This is a genomic window from Janthinobacterium sp. GW821-FHT03C08 (assembly GCF_059420905.1).
The window spans coordinates 57,734-80,308 of the sequence record NZ_JBWKUP010000014.1; the positions used below are offsets into that span (position 1 = coordinate 57,734).

22 protein-coding genes are annotated in these 22,575 nt (G+C 64.0%); 8 read left to right on the plus strand and 14 right to left on the minus strand.

Going from position 1 to position 22,575, the window contains the following annotated elements; all coding sequences use genetic code 11:
* Positions 1-3 precede the first annotated feature (3 nt).
* The 5 genes from AC07VL_RS20455 to AC07VL_RS20475 form a co-directional block, all read right to left on the minus strand.
* Positions 4-414, minus strand: a complete 411-nt coding sequence (locus AC07VL_RS20455; protein WP_494807558.1) for a phage tail assembly chaperone — start codon at positions 412-414, stop codon at positions 4-6.
* Positions 348-791 (minus strand): hypothetical protein, encoded by a 444-nt coding sequence (locus AC07VL_RS20460; RefSeq protein ID WP_494807460.1) that lies wholly within the window; start codon positions 789-791, stop codon positions 348-350. Before AC07VL_RS20460 ends, AC07VL_RS20455 begins: the two co-directional genes overlap by 67 nt.
* Positions 792-863: 72 nt before the next feature.
* Positions 864-2,069, minus strand: a complete 1,206-nt coding sequence (locus AC07VL_RS20465) for a phage tail tube protein (protein ID WP_494807461.1) — start codon at positions 2,067-2,069, stop codon at positions 864-866.
* A gap of 348 nt (positions 2,070-2,417) precedes the next feature.
* Entirely contained in the window at positions 2,418-2,960 is a 543-nt protein-coding gene (locus tag AC07VL_RS20470; RefSeq protein ID WP_494807462.1) for a hypothetical protein, read from the minus strand.
* Between the two features lie 18 nt (positions 2,961-2,978).
* On the minus strand, positions 2,979-3,377 hold the full coding sequence (locus AC07VL_RS20475; RefSeq protein WP_494807463.1) for a hypothetical protein: 399 nt from the start codon (positions 3,375-3,377) through the stop codon (positions 2,979-2,981).
* Between the two features lie 167 nt (positions 3,378-3,544).
* Here AC07VL_RS20475 and AC07VL_RS20480 point away from each other — a divergent pair, with 167 nt between their 5' ends.
* On the plus strand, positions 3,545-4,258 hold the full coding sequence (locus AC07VL_RS20480) for a S24 family peptidase (protein WP_494807464.1): 714 nt from the start codon (positions 3,545-3,547) through the stop codon (positions 4,256-4,258).
* 44 nt (positions 4,259-4,302) lie between these two features.
* Here AC07VL_RS20480 and AC07VL_RS20485 read toward each other — a convergent pair whose 3' ends face one another.
* The 5 genes from AC07VL_RS20485 to prpB all read right to left on the minus strand — a co-directional run bounded on the left by AC07VL_RS20485 (position 4,303) and on the right by prpB (position 12,362).
* A complete protein-coding gene (locus tag AC07VL_RS20485) occupies positions 4,303-6,189 on the minus strand; it encodes a propionate--CoA ligase (protein ID WP_494807465.1) in 1,887 nt (628 codons plus the stop codon).
* A 186-nt stretch (positions 6,190-6,375) separates the two neighbouring features.
* Positions 6,376-7,581: a 2-methylaconitate cis-trans isomerase PrpF gene (gene prpF, locus AC07VL_RS20490; protein WP_494807466.1), complete on the minus strand. Its 1,206-nt coding sequence runs from the start codon at positions 7,579-7,581 to the stop codon at positions 6,376-6,378.
* A 61-nt stretch (positions 7,582-7,642) separates the two neighbouring features.
* Complete coding sequence (gene acnD, locus AC07VL_RS20495; RefSeq protein ID WP_494807467.1) at positions 7,643-10,237, minus strand: Fe/S-dependent 2-methylisocitrate dehydratase AcnD; 2,595 nt, start codon at positions 10,235-10,237, stop codon at positions 7,643-7,645.
* 11 nt (positions 10,238-10,248) lie between these two features.
* On the minus strand, positions 10,249-11,403 hold the full coding sequence (gene prpC / locus AC07VL_RS20500) for a bifunctional 2-methylcitrate synthase/citrate synthase (RefSeq protein WP_494807468.1): 1,155 nt from the start codon (positions 11,401-11,403) through the stop codon (positions 10,249-10,251).
* 71 nt (positions 11,404-11,474) lie between these two features.
* On the minus strand, positions 11,475-12,362 hold the full coding sequence (gene prpB / locus AC07VL_RS20505; protein WP_070220951.1) for a methylisocitrate lyase: 888 nt from the start codon (positions 12,360-12,362) through the stop codon (positions 11,475-11,477).
* A 180-nt stretch (positions 12,363-12,542) separates the two neighbouring features.
* On the opposite strand from prpB, the gene AC07VL_RS20510 reads away from it, so the two are divergent.
* Entirely contained in the window at positions 12,543-12,770 is a 228-nt protein-coding gene (locus AC07VL_RS20510; protein WP_494807469.1) for a hypothetical protein, read from the plus strand.
* On the opposite strand, the gene AC07VL_RS20515 is transcribed toward AC07VL_RS20510, so the two are convergent.
* Positions 12,767-13,015 (minus strand): hypothetical protein, encoded by a 249-nt coding sequence (locus AC07VL_RS20515; RefSeq protein WP_100873472.1) that lies wholly within the window; start codon positions 13,013-13,015, stop codon positions 12,767-12,769. The genes AC07VL_RS20510 and AC07VL_RS20515 overlap by 4 nt on opposite strands.
* 111 nt (positions 13,016-13,126) lie before the next feature.
* Positions 13,127-13,363 carry a hypothetical protein gene (locus AC07VL_RS20520; protein ID WP_494807470.1) on the minus strand — a complete coding sequence of 79 codons (237 nt, stop codon included), beginning with the start codon at positions 13,361-13,363 and terminating at the stop codon, positions 13,127-13,129.
* 177 nt (positions 13,364-13,540) lie between these two features.
* Between AC07VL_RS20520 and AC07VL_RS20525 the strand changes: the two genes are divergently transcribed.
* The 4 genes from AC07VL_RS20525 (at position 13,541) to AC07VL_RS20540 (ending at position 19,471) form a co-directional block, all read left to right on the plus strand.
* Entirely contained in the window at positions 13,541-14,398 is an 858-nt protein-coding gene (locus AC07VL_RS20525) for an MBL fold metallo-hydrolase (protein ID WP_494807471.1), read from the plus strand.
* A gap of 122 nt (positions 14,399-14,520) precedes the next feature.
* The gene (locus AC07VL_RS20530) at positions 14,521-16,656 is read left to right on the plus strand and encodes a T6SS effector phospholipase Tle3 domain-containing protein (RefSeq protein WP_494807472.1); all 2,136 of its coding nucleotides are present in this window, start codon (positions 14,521-14,523) and stop codon (positions 16,654-16,656) included.
* Positions 16,657-16,786: 130 nt separating this feature from the next.
* Entirely contained in the window at positions 16,787-18,115 is a 1,329-nt protein-coding gene (locus AC07VL_RS20535; RefSeq protein ID WP_494807473.1) for a hypothetical protein, read from the plus strand.
* Between the two features lie 9 nt (positions 18,116-18,124).
* Complete coding sequence (locus tag AC07VL_RS20540; protein WP_494807474.1) at positions 18,125-19,471, plus strand: hypothetical protein; 1,347 nt, start codon at positions 18,125-18,127, stop codon at positions 19,469-19,471.
* Positions 19,472-19,483: 12 nt separating this feature from the next.
* Here AC07VL_RS20540 and AC07VL_RS20545 read toward each other — a convergent pair whose 3' ends face one another.
* Both AC07VL_RS20545 and AC07VL_RS20550 read right to left on the minus strand, forming a co-directional pair.
* Entirely contained in the window at positions 19,484-19,717 is a 234-nt protein-coding gene (locus AC07VL_RS20545; protein WP_494807475.1) for a hypothetical protein, read from the minus strand.
* Between the two features lie 87 nt (positions 19,718-19,804).
* Complete coding sequence (locus AC07VL_RS20550; protein ID WP_494807476.1) at positions 19,805-21,253, minus strand: M20/M25/M40 family metallo-hydrolase; 1,449 nt, start codon at positions 21,251-21,253, stop codon at positions 19,805-19,807.
* 176 nt (positions 21,254-21,429) lie between these two features.
* Between AC07VL_RS20550 and AC07VL_RS20555 the strand changes: the two genes are divergently transcribed.
* Both AC07VL_RS20555 and AC07VL_RS20560 read left to right on the plus strand, forming a co-directional pair.
* Complete coding sequence (locus tag AC07VL_RS20555) at positions 21,430-21,960, plus strand: GNAT family N-acetyltransferase (RefSeq protein WP_494807477.1); 531 nt, start codon at positions 21,430-21,432, stop codon at positions 21,958-21,960.
* A 120-nt stretch (positions 21,961-22,080) separates the two neighbouring features.
* Positions 22,081-22,515, plus strand: coding sequence for a glycine zipper 2TM domain-containing protein (locus AC07VL_RS20560; protein ID WP_494807478.1), 435 nt, complete (start codon positions 22,081-22,083; stop codon positions 22,513-22,515).
* Positions 22,516-22,575 lie beyond the last annotated feature (60 nt).

A 22,575-nucleotide genomic window follows, 5' to 3' on the forward strand; every position in this document is an offset into this window, starting at 1 on the left:
GGGTCAGCCCGCCGCATGCTGGTGCGACAGGAACAGCGCGTCGAGCTGGTCCAGCAGGTGGTGCTCAAACGGCTCGATGGCGATGCCGTGGCGCGCCTGCCAGGCGAGGATTTCCATGCTGGCGATGGGATTGACGGCCATGCCGTTCTGCCGCTTGCGGTTCAATTGCGCGAACCATTCCCACACGTGGGCCAGCTCGAACGGCATGGCCGGCGCCTCCGGTTCGGGCGGCGCGCGGTACAGGGGATGGCGCCGGGCGGCATCGATATGCTCGCCCTTGGCATGGCCATCGGCCGCGCGCGCGCCGCGCTCGAACTGGTGCCCGGCGTAGCGCAGCAGGCTGGCCGTCAGAGTTTCAAAAAATTCGACTCGTTTTCCAGCGCCGTGGTGACTTTTTCCTGCCAGGTCGGGTATTTTTCAAACGCCGCTTCCAGCAGGGACGCATCAAGCGGCACGGGCGCGCCATTGCTGGTGAAGCCGTACCAGCCCGTGACCACGGCCAGCGCCAGACGCTTCTGGTTGCCGTCGATGGCTTGCACCAGCAGTTCCGCGCCTTCGTCGGTGGACGCATCGATGGCCGTCTTGCGGCGCGCCGACTTCTTGTAGCCTTCGGCACGCACGGCGTTGTTGGCCACGCGGTACTGTTCGCTGTTCTTGCCGACGATGGTCAGGCCGGCCACGGCTTCGCCATCGGCGTCGAAAATGATGGGGACGTCGAAGGTGACAGGAGCGGCTACCGCATTGAGGTTGCCGATGTCGAAACCTGCCTGGATTTTTTGTGCGTTGTTCATGTGTGCTGCTTTCTGGATGAAGTAAAAGTAAAAAAGGCCGCCACGGTGGCGGCCTTGACCTGCATCAAACGCTTACAGTGCGCTGTCCTGGATGGTCAGGGTGGTCGCTTCGTGCTGCGCGTCGCCGCCCTTGTAGCGCAGGACGTCGAAGGCGCAGGTGACGATCTTGTTTTTCTCGCCGTCGTCGATCTTGGCCGAGGTGATCTTGATGCGGCCCATGGCCAGTGCCAGCACGTCGGCTGCCGGTGCCGTGCCCGACGCCATGGCGTAGGCCAGCGGGATTTCAGTCTCGGACTTGAAGTAGTCGAGGTAGGTGGCGTCCTGCAGCAGCACGGTGAACTGGCCCGAGCCCATCACCTTGCCGCGCGAGGCTGCCGTGGCGTACTTCGAGCCGATCACCGGGTCGACCTTGACCTGGCCGTCCAGCGAGACAGACATGCCGGTGCAGATCTGCGACGGGATGCCGTTCACGGACAGCATCGCCGTGGCGCCCGAAAACTTGCCCGAGCCAGGCGCGGCCAGCGGCGTCGGGAAGTACGGCACGGCGGTGGTCGGGCCTTCCGCCTTGCCCATCAGGGTAAAGTCCAGGCTGGTGATGCCATTCGGCTGCACGGCGATATCCATCTTGCTGACCAGCTGGTCGACGAAGCTGCGGTGCACGCCGATCTTCGGGTCCTGCACTTCGGCCGTGAACCAGTCGGTGGTGTGGCCCGTCAGGGGCGTGAAGCTGCGCTTGCCCACCGCCGCCACGCCGACCGAGTCGCCGGCCGCCTTGACGATCATGGCCGAACCGTCCATGAACTGGCCATTCAGGTTGGTGGCCGTCACCGAGGTGACGAAGAAGTTCTTCGCGTTGTTGGCGGCGGCCGGCGCCGTCAAGCCCGTGATGCGCACCACGCTGCCGGCGCGGAAGCCGTCCGCCAGCCAGGAGCCGGCGCTGCGCGTCAGGCCCGTGGCGGCGGCGGCGATGGTGGTTTGCGCGGCGGCCACGCCGCCGGCCGTAAAGTCGCGGCGCAGCAGCGCGGCCATCAGCGGCGCATACGTGCCGCAGGCCGCTTCGGCCTTGATGGCGCCCGTGGTGCGGAAATTGCCCAGGCGGGTATCGCCCTGCTGCTGGCTGGCGTCGATTTCGGCGCTGGCGTATTTGTCCGCTTCCGTGTCAAAGGTGGCGGTGACGCGGGGATAAATCTGGCCGCCGCCGGCGGCGGCCTTGCTGCCTTCCGCGCTTTGTTTGCTGATGACGATCACGCTGTCGATGCCGTTTGCTGTCGATGCCATAGGTAATGCCTTTCGTGGGATGAAAAAAAAGACCGCAGCTGCGGTCTTGGGGTGGAACTGCTGAAAATCGGAAGGAAAAACGACGCAGCCCGCGCGCGGTGAGGCGGCGGGCTGGCGTCTGTGCGTCCGGGCGGCGCGGGGCCGCGCCGGACGGAAGTTGGGCGAAGAGCGCCAGGAAGGCGGTTCGCTGCGCTGAATTCCCCTATCGGTGGCACGCCAGCGGCGCGCCTATTACGAGTGGAGAAGCATGTGGTCCTGCGGTGCTGCTGTTGCGATGACTGTTGCTGCCTGATCGAGACTCTATTGTAGGGGGCTTTTTTTCATCCCCAGGCATATTGCAAAAAAAATTTAGTGACCCAGGCGGCGCATGGCGCGGGCACCGTGCGACTGGAAGATGCCTTCGAGCTCGCTGACCATATCCTTGATGCGCTCCAGCTCAAACCCGCCGGAACAGGTGATCGGTGCCTCGCCGCTGCCCTGGCAGCCCTTGCAGATGGCCGGCGCGCCCAGGGTGTCGGCCGCCACCACGCCCGTGCCGTGGCAAACCTTGCATTTGCTGTCGAGCCAATGCGCAAGCGACGCCTCGGCGACGCGGCGGTACAAGGTGTTGGCCGCCTGCGCATCCCAGGCCGTGTGCGCCCTGACCCAGCGCCGTGCCTTGCCCTTGTGCGTCACGGCCGCGGTCCAGGCGCGCAGCAATTGGGCCAGGTTGCCCGCGTTGCCCTCGAACAGACGGCTGACGGTGCCATCCGCGTACTTGACGCGGCACAGCAAGGCGCCCATGTCGCCGGCCAGCGCGGCGGCCGCGATGACATCCAGGTCGTGGTGGACGGCATCGTCGCGCAGGTTCTGCGATGACAGCGATGCGATGAATTTTTCTGCAAACCCCATGATTTCTCCTCGTTGATACTAATCGTTGTTGCGTGCCGGGCCAAACAGCGCGGCCACCAGCGGATCGCGATGCGCCGTGCCGCGTGGCCAGCTGGACGTGCGGCACACCTGTGGCGGCAGTTCGGCCCAGCCGTCGACTTCTTCGTCCTGTTCGCCCAGCGCGTACAGGGCGGGCCGCTGGCGTCCCGGTTCCGTGCAATGGCGCTGCGCCAGGTGGATCTGCCCCAGGCCGCACATGTGGCGCAGATAGCGGCTCATGGTGCCCGCATCGAGTCCCAGCAAGGCGGACAACTGCGCCGCGCTGGCCTGGCCCTGCTCGCCGATGTACTGCGCGATGCGGGCAATATGCAGCTGCGACTTCCTGCTGCGTCCCTGTAACTGGCGTCCCTGCCGCGGCGCCGCCCTGCTTCCGACCATCTGACTGCTGTTCAACATCTGCCTGACCTCCCGTGGTGTCGCCAGCCGGCAAACGCTGTAGTACGTTTGCGACAGGCAACGAATGGACTTTATCAATCGCTAATGTTAAAGTCAAGCATTTGGTAATTTATCAAACGGTAAATTTCAGGTTTAATGTGGAGATGAATATGTATCAATACAGACGCGACCGCCTGCTGGCCCTGATACGCGACCGCTACGACAACACGCGCAAGAAAATTTCCGACGCCAGCGGCTGGAGCGAGGCGCGCATCTCGCAAATCCTCTCGCCCACCTACCGCGAGGGACGCGCCTTCAGCGAAAAGATCGCGCGCAGGCTGGAAGCGGATCTGCGCCTGGAGGGCATGTATTTCGACCAGGGTGCGGCACCCGACCAGGCGGCGCTGGCCGCGCGCGCCCTGGCCGGCGTGCAGCCCGTGGTCGTGGAAGATGGCGAGGATGAGCGCTTCTACCCGATCCGCAAGGTCAAACTGCGACTGTCGGCCGGTATCACGGGCTTTGCCATCGAGCCGGAAACGCACGACGGCAGCACCATCAGCGTGCCGCGCAGCTGGGTCGAGCGCAATGGCTACCACCCTGAAAAACTGGTGGCTATCAAGGTCAAGGGCGAGAGCATGGAGCCGGCCCTGTACGAGGATGACGTGGTGATCATCAACACGGCCGACAACCGTCCCGCCGACGGCGTGGTATTCGCCGTGAACTATGAAGGCGAGCCGGTGGTCAAGCGCATGGCGCGCGATATCGGCGAATGGTGGCTGACGTCGGACAACCCCGACCAGCGCAAATACCACCGCAAGCTATGCCGCGGCAACGAATGCCTGATCGTGGGCCGCGTCGTGCGCAAGGAAAGCGACCGGATTTGACACCAAAGTTTATCGATTGATAAACTTCGGTAAAGTGACGCCGTTTAAGCCAGCGCGGCCTGGATCTGCTGCAGCGCAGCCGGATCGTCCATCGACGTCAGGTCGCCCGGGCTGCGCCCTTCGCAGATGGCCTGGATCGACCGGCGCAGCAGCTTGCCCGAGCGGGTCTTCGGCAACTGGCCGACGAACAGCACGCGCGCGGGCCGCGCCACGGCGCCCAGCTGGCGGTCGACCACGGCCATCACCTCGCGCTCCAGCGCCGCTTTCGCGTCGGCGCTGTCGACACCCTGCGGGTTCTTCAGGATCACGAAGGCCATCGCCACCTGCCCCTTGAGCTTGTCCTCCACGCCCACCACGGCCACTTCCGACACGTTCGGGTGGCTGCTGATGCTTTCCTCGATCTCGCGCGTGCCCAGGCGGTGGCCGGCCACGTTGATCACGTCGTCCGTGCGGCCCAGAATAAAGTAATAGCCGTCCGCATCGCGCATGCCCCAGTCGAAGGTGGAATACGCTTGGCGGTCGCTGAAAGTGGACCAGTAGGTGTCGACGAAGCGTTCGTCGTCGCCATACACGGTCTGCATGCAGCCGGGCGGCAGCGGGCCTTCCAGCACCAGCACGCCCTTCTCGTTGGCGCCGCACTCCTCGCCCGTGGCCTCGTTGAGCAGCTTGACCTTGTAGCCATACATGGCCAGGCCGGGGCTGCCCAGGCGCGTCGGCGTGTCCGCGATTCCCTTGGCCACCGACAGGATAGGCCAGCCCGTCTCCGTCTGCCAGTAGTTGTCGATGATGTCGACCTTGAGTTCATCGGCGATCCATTGCGAGGTGGTTTCATCGAGCGGTTCGCCCGCCAGGTACAGCGCTTTCAGGGATGACAGGTCGTGCTTGCGCAGCAGTTCGACCGGATGCTTGCGCAGCACGCGGATGGCCGTCGGCGCCGAGAACATGCGCGTGACCTTGTATTTCTCGACAATGCTCCACCAGATGCCCGCATCGGGACAGATGGGCAAGCCTTCGTACAGGATGGTGGCCATGCCGGCGATCAGGGGACCGTAGACGATGTAGGAGTGGCCCACGACCCAGCCGATGTCCGAGGTGGCAAAGAAGGTTTCGCCGGGCTTGCCGCAGAACGTGTACTGCATCGACGCGGCCAGCGCCACGGCATAGCCGCCCACGTCGCGCTGCACGCCCTTGGGCTTGCCCGTCGTGCCCGAGGTGTACAACACGTACGACGGCTCGTTCGATTCGAGCCAGGCGACGGGCACCTGCGCGTCGATGTGCTGCTCGCGCAGCGCCGCGTAATCGACGTCGCGGCCCGGCACCAGCTGCATCGGCACCAGGTGGCGGTCGACCAGCAGCACCTGCTGCGGCTTGTGCGCGGCGATGCGGATAGCCTCGTCGAACAGCGGCTTGTAGGCAATCGCCTTGCCATTGCGCGAACCGGCATCGGCGGAAAACACCAGTTTTGGCTGCGCGTCGTCGATGCGGCTGGCCAGGCTGTTGGCGGCAAAGCCGCCAAACACCACGGAGTGGACGGCGCCGATGCGCGCGCACGCCAGCATGGCGAACGCCGCTTCGGCGATCATCGGCATGTAGATCAGCACGCGGTCGCCCCTGGCGACGCCCAGCGACAGCAGAATGGCGGCGCAGCGCTCCACTTCGCGCTGCAGCTCGCGGAAGCTGTACGTGCGTTCCGTGTTCGTCTCGGTGGAAATGGCGATCAGCGCGGGCGCGTCGCCCTGGCTGTCGACCCAGCGGTCGACGGCGTTGTGGCACAGATTGGTGGTGCCGCCGACGAACCATTTGGCGAACGGCGGGCGGGAATAATCGAGCACTTGCGAAAACGGGGTATTCCAGGCGATCCTTGCCGCTTCCTCGCGCCAGAACGCTTCTGGGGTGTCGATCGAGCGCTGATAAAATGCTGCGAAATTCATGTCTCCTCCGGTAGGCGTGCCATCTGTTGTCGTATTTTCTGTTTGTTCCTGTTCTGCTGATCTGGTCGGGCGCGGCCCGCCGGCTGGTGCCGATCGGCGGCACCATGTGCAGGGCCGGCATCAGGGCGATGACGAACGCCCCTCATGCCTGAATGACCGGACCGACTGCGGCACGGCCTGCATGGCTTATGCGTTAAAGGCGTCGCCGGGAATGCGCACGGCACCTTCCATCAGCACGCGCGCGCTGCGGCTCATGATGGCCTTGGTGACGCTCCAGTCGCCGTCGATCAGTTCGGCTTCCGCCCCCACCATCAGGGTGCCGGAGGGGTGGCCGAAGCGCACGCTGCTTTTTTCGCCGCCGCCGGCCGCCAGGTTCACCAGGGTGCCGGGAATGGCCGCCGCCGTGCCGATGGCAACGGCCGCCGTGCCCATCATGGCGTGGTGCAGCTTGCCCATCGACATGGCGCGCACCAGCAGGTCGACGTCGCCCGCCTCCACCCGCTTGCCGCTGGACGAGACATAGCTGGCCGGCCCGGCGACAAACGCCACTTTCGGCGTGTGCTGGCGCTTCGCCGCCTCGTCAAGGTGGGCGATGAGGCCCATGCGCAGGGCGCCGTGCGCGCGGATGGTCTCGAAACGGGCCAGCGCGGCCGCATCGCCGTTGATGGCGTCCTGCAGTTCCGTGCCCGTGTAGCCGATGGCGTCCGCATCGACGAAAATCGTCGGGATGCCCGCGTTGATCATCGTCACTTTCAAGGTGCCGATGCCGGGCACGTCGAGCTCATCGACGAGGTTGCCAGTAGGGAACATGGCCGAGCTGCCACCATCGCCGCCCTCTTCCTCCGCGGCCGGGTCGAGGAATTCCAGTTTCACTTCGGCGGCCGGGAAGGTCACGCCATCGAGCTCGAAGTCGCCCGTTTCCTGCACTTCGCCATGCGTCATGGGCACGTGGGCGATGATGGTCTTGCCGATATTGGCTTGCCAGATGCGCACCGTGGCGATGCCATTGGCAGGCACGCGGGCGGCGTCCACCAGCCCGCTGGCGATGGCGAACGAGCCGACGGCGGCCGACAGGTTGCCGCAGTTGCCGCTCCAGTCGACAAAGGGCTTGTCGATGGACACCTGGCCGAACAGGTAGTCGACGTCGTGCTCCGGCTTGCTGCTTTTCGCCAGGATCACCGTCTTGCTGGTGCTGGAGGTAGCGCCGCCCATGCCGTCGATCTGCTTGCCGTAGGGGTCGGGGCTGCCGATCACGCGCAGCAGCAAGGCATCGCGCGCCGCGCCCGGCACTTGCGCGCTGGCGGGCAAATCCTGCAGGCGGAAGAACACGCCCTTGCTGGTGCCGCCGCGCATATAGGTGGCGGGGATCTTGATTTGGGGTACGTGGGTCATGAAATTTCCTGAAAAGCCGGGCGGCGCGCGCCTGCGCGCCACCCGGTGAATGACGAACTGCTTACGCTGCCTTGGACGATTCGAGGAAATCCTGCGCGAATCGTTGAAGAACGCCTCCCGCCTCGTAGATCGACACTTCTTCCGCCGTATCGAGGCGGCAGGTGACGGGCACGTCGACCGTGTCGCCGTTCTTGCGATGGATCAACAAGGTCAGGGTGGAGCGCGGCGTGCGCTCGCCCACGACGTCGTAGGTTTCGCTGCCGTCCAGGCCCAGGGTCTTGCGGTTCACGCCAGGCAAAAATTCCAGCGGCAAGACGCCCATGCCCACCAGATTGGTGCGGTGAATGCGTTCAAAACCTTCGGCCACGATGGCTTCCACGCCAGCCAGACGCACGCCCTTGGCAGCCCAGTCGCGCGAGGAACCCTGGCCATAGTCGGCGCCGGCGATGATGATCAATGGCTGCTTGCGCTCCATGTACACCTCGATGGCTTCCCACATGCGCGAGATTTTTCCTTCCGGCTCGATGCGCGTGAGCGAACCGGCCTTCACCTTGCCGTCCTCGACGACCATCTCGTTCTTCAGGGTCGGGTTGGCGAACGTGGCGCGCTGCGCCGTCAGATGGTCGCCACGGTGCGTGGCATAGGAATTGAAGTCTTCCTCGGGCAGGCCCATTTTCGCCAGGTACTCGCCGGCCGCGCTGTCGAGCATGATGGCGTTCGACGGCGACAGGTGGTCGGTGGTGATGTTGTCGCCCAGGACGGCCAGCGGACGCATGCCCTTCAACGGACGCGCACCGGCCAGCGCGCCTTCCCAGTACGGCGGACGGCGGATGTACGTCGTCTGCGGACGCCAGTCGTACAGGGGGCTGACCTTGATGCCATCGTCCGCCTGCGCGGCGAACATGGGGATGTACACCTTGCGGTACTGCTCCGGCTTGACGCTGGCAGCGACGATGGCGTCGATTTCCTCGTCGGACGGCCAGATATCCTTGAGCAGAATAGGCTTGCCGTCAGCGTCATGGCCCAGCACGTCCTTCTCGATATCGAAGCGGATGGTGCCGGCAATCGCGTACGCCACCACCAGCGGCGGCGAGGCGAGGAAGGCCTGTTTCGCGTACGGGTGGATGCGGCCGTCGAAATTGCGGTTGCCCGACAACACGGCCGTGGCGTACAGGTCGCGCGACACCACTTCGTCCTGGATCACGGGGTCGAGCGCGCCCGACATGCCGTTGCACGAGGTGCAGGCAAACGCCACCACGCCGAAGCCCAATGCTTCGAGTTCCGGCATCAGGCCCGCTTCCTGCAGATACAGTTCCACGGTTTTCGAGCCGGGCGCCAGCGACGATTTCACCCAGGGCTTGCGCGTGAGGCCCAGGCGGTTCGCATTGCGCGCGATCAAACCGGCGGCGATCATGTTGCGTGGGTTGTTCGTATTCGTGCAGCTGGTGATGGCGGCGATGATGACGGCGCCGTCCGGCATCTTGCCCGGCTCGTTTTCCACCACGCCGGAAATGCCGCGCGCGGCCAGTTCCGACGTCGGCACGCGGTTGTGCGGGTTCGACGGCCCGGCGATATTGCGCACGACGGACGACAGGTCAAAGCTCAGGACGCGCTCGTACTGCGCGTCCACCAGGCTGTCGGCCCACAGGCCGGTCTCTTTGGCGTACAGCTCCACCAGCTTCACCAGTTCGTCGTCGCGGCCCGTCAGCTTCAGGTACTTGATGGTTTGTTCGTCGATGTAGAACATGGCGGCCGTGGCGCCGAATTCCGGCGCCATGTTGGAAATCGTGGCGCGGTCGCCCAGGGTCAGGTGCGAAGCGCCTTCGCCAAAGAATTCCAGGTAGGACGAGACGACCTTCTGCTTGCGCAGGAACTCCGTCAGCGCCAGCACCGTGTCCGTGGCCGTGATGCCCGGCTGGGGCTTGCCCGTCAGCTTGACGCCGATGATGTCGGGCAAACGCATCCACGAGGCGCGGCCCAGCATCACGCTTTCCGCTTCCAGGCCGCCCACGCCGATGGCGATCACGCCCAGCGCATCGACCATCGGCGTGTGCGAATCCGTGCCCACCAGCGTATCCGGGTAGGCCACGCCGTCCTGCACCTGGATCACGGGCGACATGCGCTCAAGATTGATCTGGTGCAAGATGCCGTTGCCCGGCGGGATCACGTCGACATTTTTAAAGGCTTTCTTGGTCCAGTCGATGAAATCGAAACGGTCTTCGTTGCGGCGGTCTTCGATGGCGCGGTTCTTGGCGAAGGCATCGGGATCGAAACCGCCGCATTCGACGGCCAGCGAGTGGTCGACCACCAGCTGCGTGGGCACGACGGGGTTGACGAGGGCCGGGTCGCCGCCCTGGGCCGCGATGGCGTCGCGCAGGCCGGCCAGGTCGACCAGGGCCGTCTGGCCCAGGATGTCATGGCAGACGACGCGGGCGGGGAACCACGGAAAGTCCAGGTCGCGGCGGCGTTCGATGAACTGGCCCAGCGAAGCGTCCAGGGTGGCCGGGTCGCAGCGGCGCACGAGGTTTTCCGCCAGTACGCGCGAGGTGTAGGGCAAGGTGGCGTAGGCGCCTGGCTGGATCGCATCGACGGCGGCGCGCGTGTCGAAGTAGTCCAGCTGGGTGCCTGGCAAGCGTTTGCGGTGCAAGGTATTCATGGCGGTGCTCATTATTTGCGGTCCTTGATCGGCACGAATTCCAGGTCTTCCGGACCCACGTAATTGGCGCTCGGGCGGATGATCTTATTGTCGATGCGCTGCTCGATGATGTGGGCGGCCCATCCCGAAGTGCGCGAGATGACGAACAGCGGCGTAAACATCGCCGTCGGCACGCCCATCATGTGGTAGGACACGGCCGAGAACCAGTCCAGGTTCGGGAACATGTTCTTGATTTCCCACATGACCGATTCCAGGCGCTCGGCGATGTCGAACATCTTCGTGGAACCGGCTTCCAGCGACAGCTTGCGCGCCACTTCCTTGATCACCACATTGCGCGGGTCGGAAATCGTGTAGACGGGGTGGCCGAAGCCGATCACCACTTCCTTGTTGGCCACGCGCTCGCGGATATCCGCTTCCGCCTCGTCGGCATTGTCGTAACGCTTCTGGATGTCCAGCGCCACTTCGTTCGCGCCGCCGTGTTTCGGGCCGCGCAGCGCGCCGATGGCCCCCGTGATGGCCGAATGGATGTCCGAGCCCGTGCCGGCAATGACGCGGCTGGTGAAGGTCGACGCGTTGAACTCATGTTCCGCGTACAGGATCAGCGAGGTGTGCATGGCTTTTTCCCACGACGCCGACGGTTTCTCGCCGTGCAGCAGGTGCAGGAAGTGGCCGCCGATCGAGTCGTCGTCCGTTTCCACCTCGATGCGCTTGCCGTTATGGCTGTAGTGGTACCAGTACAGCAGCATGGAGCCGAACGAGGCCATCAGGCGGTCGGCGATGTCGCGCGCGCCCGGCGCGTTATGGTCGTCCTTTTCCGGCAGGGTGCAGCCGAGGACGGACACGCCCGTGCGCATCACGTCCATCGGGTGGGCGGCGGCCGGCAGCGCTTCCAGCGCCAGTTTCACGGCCGACGGCAAGCCGCGCAGGGATTTCAGCTTGGCCTTGTAGCCTTTCAGTTCGGCGGCGGTGGGCAGCTTGCCGTGCACCAGCAGATAGGCGATTTCCTCGAACTCGCAGCTGTCGGCCACGTCCAGGATGTCATAGCCGCGGTAGTGCAAATCGTTGCCGGTCTTGCCGACCGAGCACAGCGCCGTGTTGCCGGCGGTGACGCCGGACAGGGCGACGGATTTTTTAGGCTTGAAAGTGGCGGCTTGCGGTGCATTCATAGGTTTCTCCAAAAATTGACTAGTCTCGGGTGCGTCACTGCGGGACCGGCATGCGGCCCCTGCGTCTTTACTTATTTCTTTTGCGCGGCGAACAGCGCATCGAGCTTTTGCTCGAAGTCGTGGTAGTTGATCGATTCATACAGTTCCATGCGCGTCTGCATGGTGTCGACGACATTCTTTTGCGTGCCGTCGCGGCGCAGCGCCTGGTAGACGTTTTCCGCCGCCTTGTTCATGGCGCGGAAAGCCGACAGCGGGTACAGCGCCAGGCCCACGTGGGCGCTGCGCAGTTCGTCCAGGGTGAACAGCGGCGTGGAACCGAATTCCGTGATGTTGGCCAGGATAGGCACGTTGACGGCCTTGGCGAAGGTGGCGTACATGTCCAGGTCCGTGATGGCTTCCGGGAAGATCATGTCGGCGCCCGCCTCGACGCAGGCGACGGCGCGCTCGAGGGCCGCTTCCAGGCCATCGACGGCCAGCGCATCGGTGCGCGCCATGATGACGAAATTCGGGTCCGTGCGCGCATCGACGGCCGCCTTGATGCGGTCGACCATTTCTTCCTTGCTCACGATTTCCTTGCCCGGACGGTGGCCGCAGCGCTTGGCGCCCACCTGGTCTTCGATGTGCAGGCCGGCCGCGCCGAACTTGATCATCGATTTCACCGTGCGCGCCACGTTGAAGGCGGACGCGCCGAAGCCCGTGTCGGCATCGACCAGCAGCGGCAAGTCGCACACGTCGGTGATGCGACGGATGTCGGTCAAGACGTCGTCCAGGCTGGAAATGCCCAGGTCGGGCAAGCCCAGCGAGCCGGCCGCGACGCCGCCGCCGGACAGGTAGATGGCTTTATAGCCGGCGCGCTTGGCCAGCAAGGCGTGGTTGGCGTTGATGGCGCCGACGACTTGCAATGGGGATTCTTCCTGGACGGCCTTGCGGAATGCGGCACCTGCGGAGTATTGAGTCATGTGTTCACCTTATGGGTTTCGGATGGTCCCGAATGTTTCACGGAGTGGCTATGGACACTGGTAGTGCAAATGCCGTGCCAGCAGCGCGCAAGCTTGCGGCAACGCCACCGCGCCACTATGAAAACCAGGGAAAATGGCCACGCAGCCGCATCCCGCCCGCTGTCACGCCAAGGAACAGCGATGTCACGTTTGCTGTCCACAATGTTTCAAATTTGTTTCAATCATTCCATTTGGAACATCGAATTGAAACACGAAACACATGAGCATGCCTGCCCCGCCACGCGGGTCGCTGGCCCGGCAGGCCATCAGGCAGGGGAGGAACAGGAGAAAGGAACGGGCAGGCGGCAAGGCGCCGCATGCAAAACAGCCGGCGGGCGCCGGCTGCAAGATGAAAAAACAATACGCTAGGCCAGGCGTACGAGCGGATTGGCGATGATGTTGTCGATCTGGCGCACGGCTTCCTCGCAGGCGGCGGCAATGGCGCCGTCCTCATCATCGCGCACGAACTGCATGGTCGAGCCTTCGAAGACTTCCAGGCCTTCCGCCGTGGCGCGTTCGATGTCGCAACTGGCCGACCATTTGCCGTCGGTGGTGGGCACGGCCAGGGGAACGATTTCCCAGCCTTTATAGTGAATTTTAGAACTGCTATCCATGGGTGCCTCCTCGGTGACTGACTCAATAGTGGAAATCGTAGCATGAAGCGCGGCCGGCAGCGACGTGTTTCACGCGCCGCCCTGCAATCAGGCTAAACGATTTACGCTGGCTCAAGGGCGCAGCAGATTGTCCACTTCCGTCTTCGCCACTTCCAGGCCTGCCGCGCAGGCCGTCTCGGGGGCCGCATAGCCGCCCAGGGTGCGGCTGCGCGTGATGGCTTGCACCTCCGACTCCCCTTCGCGCTGCAGGCGGTAGGTGAAATCCCATAAATCGTCGTTATCCTTTTGCGGGGTCACGGAAATCGTAAAACCGCGGTACTGTTCGCTGCGTGCAATGGTATCGTTCATGAATTCCTCCTTGGAAGAATGAGGTTACCATGCTGCAAGCGTCAGGGTGCGCACGACTGTGACGGGCGCATGCATGCCCGCATATCTGTTTTTCGCATGTCAAATGTCAATTTGCAGCATTTTTTTAGCGAACTCTGGCGATATAATGCCCTTCCTTGCCCGTCCCTTGCCGCCGTGATGACTCCACAAATCCAAGCTTTCTTCGACCCCGCCACCGCCACCGTCACCTACGTCGTCTACGAAGCCGATGGCCGCGACTGCGCCATCATCGATTCCGTGCTCGACTACGATCCGAAGGCGGGCCGCACCTCGACCACGTCGGCCGACAAGGTCATCGCCTTCGTGCGCGAGCACGGCCTGCAGTGCCGCTGGCTGCTGGAAACCCACGCGCACGCGGACCACCTGTCCGCCGCGCCCTACCTGCAGCAGCAGTTGGGCGGCGATGTCGCCATCGGTGCCGCCATCCAGACGGTGCAGCAGGCGTTTGCCCAGGTCTACCACCAGGACGGCGCGCGGGCCGACGGCTCGCAGTTCGACCAGCTCTTCGCGCCCGACCAGGTATTTCATATCGGCAAGCTGGAAGTGCGCGCCCTGCACGTGCCCGGCCACACGCCGGCCGACCTGGCCTACCAGATCGGCGACGCCGTGTTTGTCGGCGATACCCTGTTCATGCCGGACGTCGGCTCGGCCCGCTGCGATTTCCCCGGCGGTTCCGCTTCCCTGCTGTACCGCTCCGTGCAGCGCTTGCTGTCGCTGCCGCCGCAGACGCGGCTGTTCATGTGCCACGACTACCCGCCCAACGGCCGCGCCCCGCGCTGGGAAGTGACGGTGGCGGAACAGCGCGCCAGCAATATCCACTTGCACGACGGCATCACGGAAGAACAGTTCGTGGCCATGCGCACTAGGCGCGATGCCACCCTCGACATGCCGACCCTGATCCTGCCCGCCATCCAGGTCAACATCAACGCGGGCAAGCTGCCCGAGCCGGAAGACAACGGCGTGCGCTATCTGAAGATACCGCTCAACGCCATCTGACTCCCCCGCACGTCATTCTTGACGTCACGCAAGTCCCACTCCGGGCAATCCGCATACAGTGAAGATTGCCCGAGTTCACTTTGGCGCCGCCTTATCCTGCTTGACACTGACGGAGCGCCCGCATGTCGCCCGACCCTACGCTCGATACGCATTGCATCCTGCTCGCCGAAGCCGAAGGCACGGCCCTGTTCAGCCACGCGCTGCTCCAGGCCGTCACGCGCCTGCCGCGTCCAGGCATCGTCATCTTCGTGCATGGCGTCAATTCCGACGGCGAATGGTATGAACAGGCCGAGCAAGGCCTGTGCGCCGGGCTGAATGCCCGCCTGAAGCGCCGCGATGAGGATCTGGCGATACCTGGTCCGGCCGCCGGACAGATGCAGGCCGCCACTTACGCGCGCGAACTGACGGACGACGGTTTCCTCAACCCCAAGCGCAATGCCACCACCTTCCTGCTGGCGGACCATGGCAATTCACCCGTGATCCGCTTTCGCTGGGGCTACAAGGCCAACGGCGAAGAGTTGCAGGCATTCGGCGACGGCATCTATCTCAACGAAAAGAATTACTGGGGCGGCGGGCCGTTCGCCAACGGCTGCAGCGCCCTGCCCGACCTGTGGGGCCAGGGCTTGTCCGAGGAACTGTTCCTGTGGATGCATATCCAGCACATGAACCCGACGAATGACCGGCAAGTGTATGCCTGCCCGCCGCGCCCGTACTTCGTGTTCGCCGCCTGGCGCCTGGCGCGGCTCGTACAATCGATACGCGCTCGCCAGCACGACGCGCCCGTCACCATCGTCTGCCATAGCCAGGGCAATATGGTCGCCATGGCGGCCGCCTTTCTCGGCGAAACGCTGGGCGCCTCCGCCGTGGCCGACTCCTATGTGCTATGCAACCCGCCCTACAGCCTGCTCGACAGTAACTTCACGGAAAACTGGATCAGCGGCCACCTGAAGGATGAGCATGGCAATACGGGCCGGCAAAAGTATGAGGCGCGCACGCAAACCCTGAAAGCGTTTTTCAACATCCTGCGCACCCGCCCGGCCATGCAGCAGGATGCCGCCTTTGTCGACGAGTGCAGCGCCAATCGCAAGCCTGCGCGCAAGGACAGCTATACGGCCGAGTTCGACCGGGCAGACTACGGTTTGCAGGGCTCCACCTATGGCCGGGTTACCCTGTATTTCAACCCGCACGACCAGGTGATTTCCGCCACGCCCGTGCAAGGCATAGGCTGGCGCGGCATGTCGGCACAGGAAATTGCCGATACGGGCGGCGAAGGCGTCTTTACCCAGCGCGTGTTTGCGCAAAATCACCTTGTCGGCCAGGAAAATGAAAAGGACTACGATATCTGGCAGCGCAATGGCCAGCCCTTGACGCCGGACAGCCTCGATTTCTGGCACCCGCGCTCGCTGGTCGCCGAGTACTCGATCGAAAAGGGCATGCGGGCCAGCAAAGGTATCGGCCGCAAGATACTGACCTTTTTGTTTGCGCCCATCGTCATCATTCTCGCCAAGACTGCCGGCACGCGCATCAACGCCCTGCCGCCCAAGACCTGGCGGCTGCCGATGAAGGCGCCCAGGCTGCCCGAACCCTTCCTGCCGCATTCGAAACGCTTTTCCGATACGAGCGAACAATTTGACGAAGGCTGCGATGCCCCCGCCGACTCCCTGCACAAGGACCGCGCCGCCGAAGCCGATGACGCGTATGCGCCTTACCGATCCCAGGGCAAGGGCGATGCGCAGACCGAGGCGGCGCTGCGCTACGAACAGAATGGCATGCTGCGCATGCAGGCCAGGCGCGACGGCTGGGCCGAAAAAGGCAGGCCCGTGACGGCCGTGGACAAGCCGGAGGAGGCTAGCAAGGAATTCAATGCCTGGTGCAAGAACGAAATCCAAAGCTACCTGGCCGCCAATATCGACACCCACGCCACCGACCACTCGACCATTATGACCAATCCCGAGCATGCGGAAAAGGCGCTGGCGTATGACGTGGCGGTGGGGGTGTGCACGATCAGGCAGGAGGCGTTGCGCGAATTAAGGGTGGCGGCGGATTGGCAAATACTAGGAGGACTGGAGAATACCGACAAAAACAAAGAATTTTTCGAGTACTACAACAAGGGAAAATTTAAAGGCGTGCCTCTATTTGAATGGGCAAATGATAAAGATAGCCCCGCCAAAAAGCCGGAAAACATCATTGACGAGCGCCAGAATGCCAGGCCTGCCGAGCCGTCCACCAACTTTGCACTGAGGACTGACGGTGCGTAATTTCATTGCCACGCCGCGCCGGCGACTGGCCTGGGCGCTCACCACATTTCTCTTCGTCATTTTCCTGGCACTCTGGTCCATCTGGCCGGACTATGCCGGCCACCAGAATGCCCATACACCTGGAGACCTCATGAAACAGTTCCTCGCGCTGCCCATGCTCGCAGCTTTCTCCATGTTTGCGCTATTGACAGCCTGCGCCACGAAGCCAGCGCAGAAAGAAGAAGGTCTCCCAAAAGCCACTGTCCAGATTCCCTTCCGGGCACAAGTCGTGGGCCTGCAGTGGCTCAATCCACTGCAGCGGCTCGACTATCCAACCGAGTGGCAGCTGCTCTGGACCCTCGGCCTGGCCAAACCCAACAAGAATGACGATATGGTCAGGACGGACCCCAGGGGCTTCAGCACCTTGCAGGCCGTCGCCCCCATTGCCCATGATATCAATGGCAGGGAAACGTTCAAGGGTTACCACCAGAAGTACTTACAAGAACTGATGAGCAATTTCCACGATATCTATTTCTCCAGCCCCACCTACTTCTACCACGTCTATCCCAAGGATCAGAAACAGAACTGGCGAGAACTGGCTGGCATCCGCGTCGAATATGCCCTGCCTGAAGGAAAATTCGATCTGGCAGAAGTTCATCAGACAATAAAAGACGAAATTAGCAGCAACTTCGACATCGGCAACACCCACTTCCCCACCCTCTGGACCCGCGCCACCCCGCCCGACGTGCGCATCACCGTGGGCGGCAACAACGGGGGCTTCGTCTCCCTCCACGCCGCGCTGGCCTACCTGGAAGCGCATCCGCAGGAAACCGTGTGGGTGATGAACTGGGACGCGCCGAGCCGGCCCAAGCCCATGCAGATCAATGAAAACCTGGTGCTGCTGGTGCTGGCCGGCCCCGGCTACAAGACGCAGCGGGCGGCGCTGGCGTGGATAGGCTATCCGGCCACGAAAAGCGTAGCTGATTTTGAACTGGCCAAAGACAAGCCGCCGCGCGCCGTGCAGGCGTGGCAGGCCGTATTTTCCGAGGCGGCGCGCCTGGGCGGCAAGACGGAAGAAGACATCGGCTACGTCATCCACGACGCCAACAAGACCTTGCCCACCTCCTCCGACCGGCTGGCCCAGCTGGCGCATGCCTTGAGCCTGGAAGTGCCGGGCTTCGACTTCCTGCCGCAGACCTTCAATACGCCGGCCCTGCTGGGCGAAATGGGTGCCGGCACGGCGCTGACCAATGTCGCCCTCGCCATCGCCCATGCCAACCATGTCGGCCAGCCCGTGCTGGTGGCGGGCACCAGCGATCCGGACAGCGTCACGGGCGTGCTGGTCTTGCCGCCAGCCAGAGTACGCCCCATCAATCACGACCAGCCGTGGTTCCGCGCGCGCGGCGAAAACCATGCGTATCTGCCGTGGTGGGGCATCCGGCATGATGCGGCGGACGACATGCAGGGCTACTCACAATGAGGTGGATTAATGGCTTACGTAATAAATCAACGCGAGCTGCGCACATTGGCCACCGTCACCGCTTTTGCCATGTTTGCGCTGTTGACAGCCTGTGCCGTACAACCTGCGCAGAAAGAAGACGATCTCCCAACAATCACGGCCCACGTTCCCTTCCGGGCACAAGTGGTGGGCCTGCAGTGGCTCAATCCGCTGCAACGGCTCGACTATCCGACCGAGTGGCAACTGCTCTGGACGCTAGGCCTGGCCAAACCCAACAAGAATGACGATATGGTCAGGACGGACCCCAGGGGTTTCAGCACCTTGCAGGCCGTCGCCCCCATTGCCCACGATATCGATGGCAGGGAAACGTTCAAGGGCTATCACCATAAATATCTGCGCGAGCTGATGACCAATTTCCACGACATTTACTATTCCAGCCCCACCTACTTCTACCACGTCTATCCCAAGGATCAGAAACAGAACTGGCGCGAGCTGGCTGGCATCCGCGTCGAATATGCCCTGCCTGAAGGAAAATTCGATCTGACAGAAGTACACCAATTCACTCAGCAAACCATTACTGACACCTTCAGTATCGGCAACACCCACTTCCCCACCCTCTGGACCCGCGCCACTCGGCCCGACGTGCGCATCACCCTGGGCGGCAACAATGCGGGCTTCGTCTCCCTGACAGCCGCTCTGGCCTACCTGGAAGCGCATCCGCAGGAAACCGTGTGGGTCATGAACTGGGACGCGCCAAGCCGGCCCAAGCCCATGCAGATCAATGAAAACCTGGTGCTGCTGGTGCTGGCCGGCCCAGGCTACAGAACGGAGCGGGCGGCGCTGGCGTGGATAGGCTATCCGGCCACGCAGAATGTGGCCGATTTTGAACTTACCCGGGACAAGCCGCCGCGCGCCGTGCAGGCGTGGCAGGCGACATTTGCCGAGGCGGCGCGCCAGGGCGGCAAGACGGAAGAAGAGATCGGCTACGTCATCCACGACGCCAACAAGACCTTGCCCGCCTCCTCCGACCGCCTGGGCCAGCTGGCGCATGCCTTGAACCTGGAAGTGCCGGGCTTCGACTTCCTGCCGCAAACCTTCAATACCCCGGCCCTGCTGGGCGAAATGGGCGCCGGCACGGCGCTGACCAACGTCGCCCTCGCCATCGCCCATGCCAACCACGTCGGCCAGCCCGTGCTGGTGGCGGGCACCAGCGATCCGGACAGCGTCACGGGCGTGCTGGTTTCACCGCCGGACAAGGTCCGCCCCATCGCCCACGACCAGCCATGGTTCCGCGCGCGCGGCGAAAACCATGCCTATCTGCCGTGGTGGGGCATCCGCCACGATGCGGCGGACGCTATGCAGGGCTATTCGCAATAAGGCGCTGCGACGCTACGCGGACCGCGCGCGCCGCCACAGCTGGTGCTGGCCGAAGCTGAGCCGTTCCAGCTCGCCCGACGCCAGCAGGTGCTCCAGCGCGGCGGCGGTGATTTCCTGCGGGAAATCACCGCCCAGCCACCACTGCACCACGCCTTCGAGCGTATCGGCGCTGTTTGGATACCGGTGCAGATAGCTGCGGATCGCGTCGACTGCCGCGTGCTCGATGTCGGAAGATGGTTGCGCCATAAGAGTTCTCTGCGTTGACAGTGAGGAATGGCCGGCATGCCGGCAAGAGACCGCGCCAGTCAGGCGGCACGGCCGTTCGCGGGAAGCTTACTCGCCCTGCTCCGGTGCCCGCCCGATCTCGCCATCGAGATTGGCCAGGAACCACGCCAGCGACGACATCAGCGCCACATTGCGCTTCAGGTTTTCCGGCTCGACCTTGTCCAGGGTGTCGGCCGGCGTGTGGTGGTAGTGAAAGTAGCTGTGGCTGTCGACGAGCGGCTCGAAGCTGGGCACGCCGGCCGTTTCCAGGCGGTGCAGGTCACCCGTGCCCAGCGCGTCGCGGCGCGTAAACGCGTGCGCGCCCATGGGCTGCAGGGCGGCGCGCAGCGGCGCGAACAATTTTTCCGCCTTCGGCCCCACGCTGGCGAGGATGCCGAACGGGCGGCCGGCGCCGCTGTCCATCTCGATGGCCGCATATTGTTTACCGAGCGCCAGCTTGTGGGCCTCGAAGTAGGCCTGGCCGCCGCGGCCGCCGTTTTCCTCGTTCATCCAGGCGATCACGCGGATGGTGCGGCGCGGGCGGTAGTCGAGCTTTTTCAGGGTTTCCACCACGCCCATGGCCGCCACCACGCCGGCGCCGTCGTCGTGCGCCCCCGTCGCCAGGTCCCAGGAATCGAGGTGGCCCGAGACCACCACCACTTCGTCGGCCTTGTCCGTGCCCGGCCAGTCGGCGATGACGTTGTAGCTGTCGGCGTCGGGCAGGTTTTGCGGCGTCAGCGTCAGGTGCATGGTCAGGGGGCCGCGCGCGGCCAGGCGGCCGATCAGCAGGGCGTCTTCGACGGTGACGGCGGCGGCGGGAATGCGCTTGCCCTCTTCCAGTCCCGTGGCGCCCGCGTGCGGGATGCGGAAGTTGGCGCCGCCGATCGAGCGCACGAGCGCGGCGGCCGCGCCCAGTTCCGCCGCCGCCTTCGGCCCGTTGAAGCGCAAGCGCGAGCCCTGGCCGTAGGTGACGCCGGCCAGTCCCCGCTCGGCCATCTCCTGGTCGAACGGCGTGTCGATCAGCACGATGGCGCCCTTCACCTGCGCTGCGCGCGCCTTGAGTTCTTCCAGGCTTTTCACGATGATCACGGGCGCCGTCAGGCCGGCGGCCGGGGTGGCGCCGGAGCCGCCCAGGGCCGTGAGCACCACGCGCTGCGAGACGCCCTGCGGACGGCCCGCGTAGTCGACGATTTCCGCCGTTTCCACGCCGCGCACCCAGTGCGGCACTTTCACGGGCTGCAGGGTGACGGTGGCGCCCAGCTGGCGCATGGCTTCGGCCACCTGCTGCACGGCCGCCGCCGCGCCGGCGGAGCCGGACAGGCGCGGCCCGATCAGGTCTGTCATGTCGGCCAGGCGGGCATACGCCCAGTCGCTTTGCAGGGCCGTATCGCGCACCTGCGCCAGCGCCTGCGGCGCATTGCCCGGCGCGGCGGCCAGGGCGCCCGTGCCGGCAAGGCAGCCAAGGGCGAGGGAGACGAGGGAACGGCGCAGCGGTGCGCCAGTCGGAACGGTAATCATAGGGTGTCAAATCCAGTCAACAGGGTCGGGGCGGATACGCCGTGGCCAGGGGCACGGCGCAGCTTTCTACGATAACGCATTTATTCTGTCATTGCAGCAACTTTTGCCAGACGGCGATTGCCTGCGGCGGGGATGCTGGATTACCATGCAAGCTACGATCGCCACGGGAAGCCGTCATGCTCAAGGGAACACTGTGTACCGTCCGGCATGTGCTTGCCGCCGACCTCAGCGCCTTTATCGCGCTGGTCAACGACCTGCCCTCGCGCGGCGCCTTCTTTTCCATGCAGTTCAAGTCGCCCGAGGCGATGCGCCGCGACTTCCTGCAATCGGGCTTTGTGAGCGAGGACAGCGAACTGTTCCTGATTGAAGACCACCACCAGAACATCATCGGCACGATCACGCATTTCAAGAGCCGCACGCCGGCCGCGCGCGAGATCGGCTACCGCCTGTTCGATCCGCAACGGGGCGGGCGCGGCTACATCAGCGAGGCCACGCGCCTGCTGGTCGACTACCTGTTCAACGCCTACCCGTATCACCGCCTGGAACTGCTGATGGACCCGCACAACACGGCGTCCGAGCGCATCGCGCAAAAGAGCGGCTTTACGCAGGAAGGCCTGATGCGCCAGGCCTTCTTCATCAACGGCAGCATGCACGATGTCAAAATATACAGCTTGCTGCGCCCCGAGTGGCAGGCGCGCGTGCGCTGACTTGTTACCGCCCGGGCATGAATGTAATAAGTTGTATTAGACATGGATCAAGCCGCCAGCAGCAGATATAGTCCACTCCATGCAGATCATTGTGATCTCGCCGGAATGGAAGGAAATGCCATGTTGAACAAGAAACTCCTGGGTGCGGTAATGGTAGCGGCAGTGGCGGTGTCTTCGGCCGCAGTCGCCGGTGACCGCGACTTCAATACCGTTGCAGGCGCCGTCGTCGGAGCAGCCATTGGCAACAGCACTGGCGGCCGGAACGGCGCGATCGTCGGTGGCGTCATTGGCGCCGCCGTTGGCAACAGCATCGATACGAATGACCGCTATTACGACCGTGGCGGCTACCGCGGCGGCTACCGCGAGACCTACTACGCTCCTGCACCGCAGCCCGTGTATTACGCGCCAGCGCCGCAGCCCGTGTACTATGCCCCGCCGCCACGCTACTACGGCCCGCCAGCCGTCGTCTACGTGCAACCAGGCCGCGGCTACTACCACGACCATGGCCGCCGCGACTACTATGACCGCGGTCACGGCTGGGGCCACCGCCGCTAAGCCTTGCCCGGCTCCCTTGAAAAACCTGCGCCAGCCTGCTGCCGCAGGTTTTTTTAATGA

What these genes read in the sequence shown, in the direction of transcription:
- prpC (WP_494807468.1), bottom strand. Translation starts at nt 11,403, where the DNA reads ATGAATGCACCGCAAGCCGCCACTTTCAAGCCTAAAAAATCCGTCGCC.
- AC07VL_RS20545 (WP_494807475.1), bottom strand. Translation starts at nt 19,717, where the DNA reads ATGGCGCAACCATCTTCCGACATCGAGCACGCGGCAGTCGACGCGATC.
- AC07VL_RS20485 (WP_494807465.1), bottom strand. Translation starts at nt 6,189, where the DNA reads ATGAATTTCGCAGCATTTTATCAGCGCTCGATCGACACCCCAGAAGCG.
- AC07VL_RS20555 (WP_494807477.1), top strand. Translation starts at nt 21,430, where the DNA reads ATGCTCAAGGGAACACTGTGTACCGTCCGGCATGTGCTTGCCGCCGAC.
- AC07VL_RS20475 (WP_494807463.1), bottom strand. Translation starts at nt 3,377, where the DNA reads ATGGTCGGAAGCAGGGCGGCGCCGCGGCAGGGACGCCAGTTACAGGGA.
- prpB (WP_070220951.1), bottom strand. Translation starts at nt 12,362, where the DNA reads ATGACTCAATACTCCGCAGGTGCCGCATTCCGCAAGGCCGTCCAGGAA.
- AC07VL_RS20515 (WP_100873472.1), bottom strand. Translation starts at nt 13,015, where the DNA reads ATGGATAGCAGTTCTAAAATTCACTATAAAGGCTGGGAAATCGTTCCC.
- AC07VL_RS20470 (WP_494807462.1), bottom strand. Translation starts at nt 2,960, where the DNA reads ATGGGGTTTGCAGAAAAATTCATCGCATCGCTGTCATCGCAGAACCTG.
- AC07VL_RS20530 (WP_494807472.1), top strand. Translation starts at nt 14,521, where the DNA reads ATGTCGCCCGACCCTACGCTCGATACGCATTGCATCCTGCTCGCCGAA.
- AC07VL_RS20480 (WP_494807464.1), top strand. Translation starts at nt 3,545, where the DNA reads ATGTATCAATACAGACGCGACCGCCTGCTGGCCCTGATACGCGACCGC.
- AC07VL_RS20550 (WP_494807476.1), bottom strand. Translation starts at nt 21,253, where the DNA reads ATGATTACCGTTCCGACTGGCGCACCGCTGCGCCGTTCCCTCGTCTCC.
- AC07VL_RS20520 (WP_494807470.1), bottom strand. Translation starts at nt 13,363, where the DNA reads ATGAACGATACCATTGCACGCAGCGAACAGTACCGCGGTTTTACGATT.
- AC07VL_RS20525 (WP_494807471.1), top strand. Translation starts at nt 13,541, where the DNA reads ATGACTCCACAAATCCAAGCTTTCTTCGACCCCGCCACCGCCACCGTC.
- AC07VL_RS20535 (WP_494807473.1), top strand. Translation starts at nt 16,787, where the DNA reads ATGAAACAGTTCCTCGCGCTGCCCATGCTCGCAGCTTTCTCCATGTTT.
- prpF (WP_494807466.1), bottom strand. Translation starts at nt 7,581, where the DNA reads ATGACCCACGTACCCCAAATCAAGATCCCCGCCACCTATATGCGCGGC.
- acnD (WP_494807467.1), bottom strand. Translation starts at nt 10,237, where the DNA reads ATGAATACCTTGCACCGCAAACGCTTGCCAGGCACCCAGCTGGACTAC.
- AC07VL_RS20465 (WP_494807461.1), bottom strand. Translation starts at nt 2,069, where the DNA reads ATGGCATCGACAGCAAACGGCATCGACAGCGTGATCGTCATCAGCAAA.
- AC07VL_RS20510 (WP_494807469.1), top strand. Translation starts at nt 12,543, where the DNA reads ATGTCACGTTTGCTGTCCACAATGTTTCAAATTTGTTTCAATCATTCC.
- AC07VL_RS20540 (WP_494807474.1), top strand. Translation starts at nt 18,125, where the DNA reads ATGGCTTACGTAATAAATCAACGCGAGCTGCGCACATTGGCCACCGTC.
- AC07VL_RS20460 (WP_494807460.1), bottom strand. Translation starts at nt 791, where the DNA reads ATGAACAACGCACAAAAAATCCAGGCAGGTTTCGACATCGGCAACCTC.
- AC07VL_RS20560 (WP_494807478.1), top strand. Translation starts at nt 22,081, where the DNA reads ATGTTGAACAAGAAACTCCTGGGTGCGGTAATGGTAGCGGCAGTGGCG.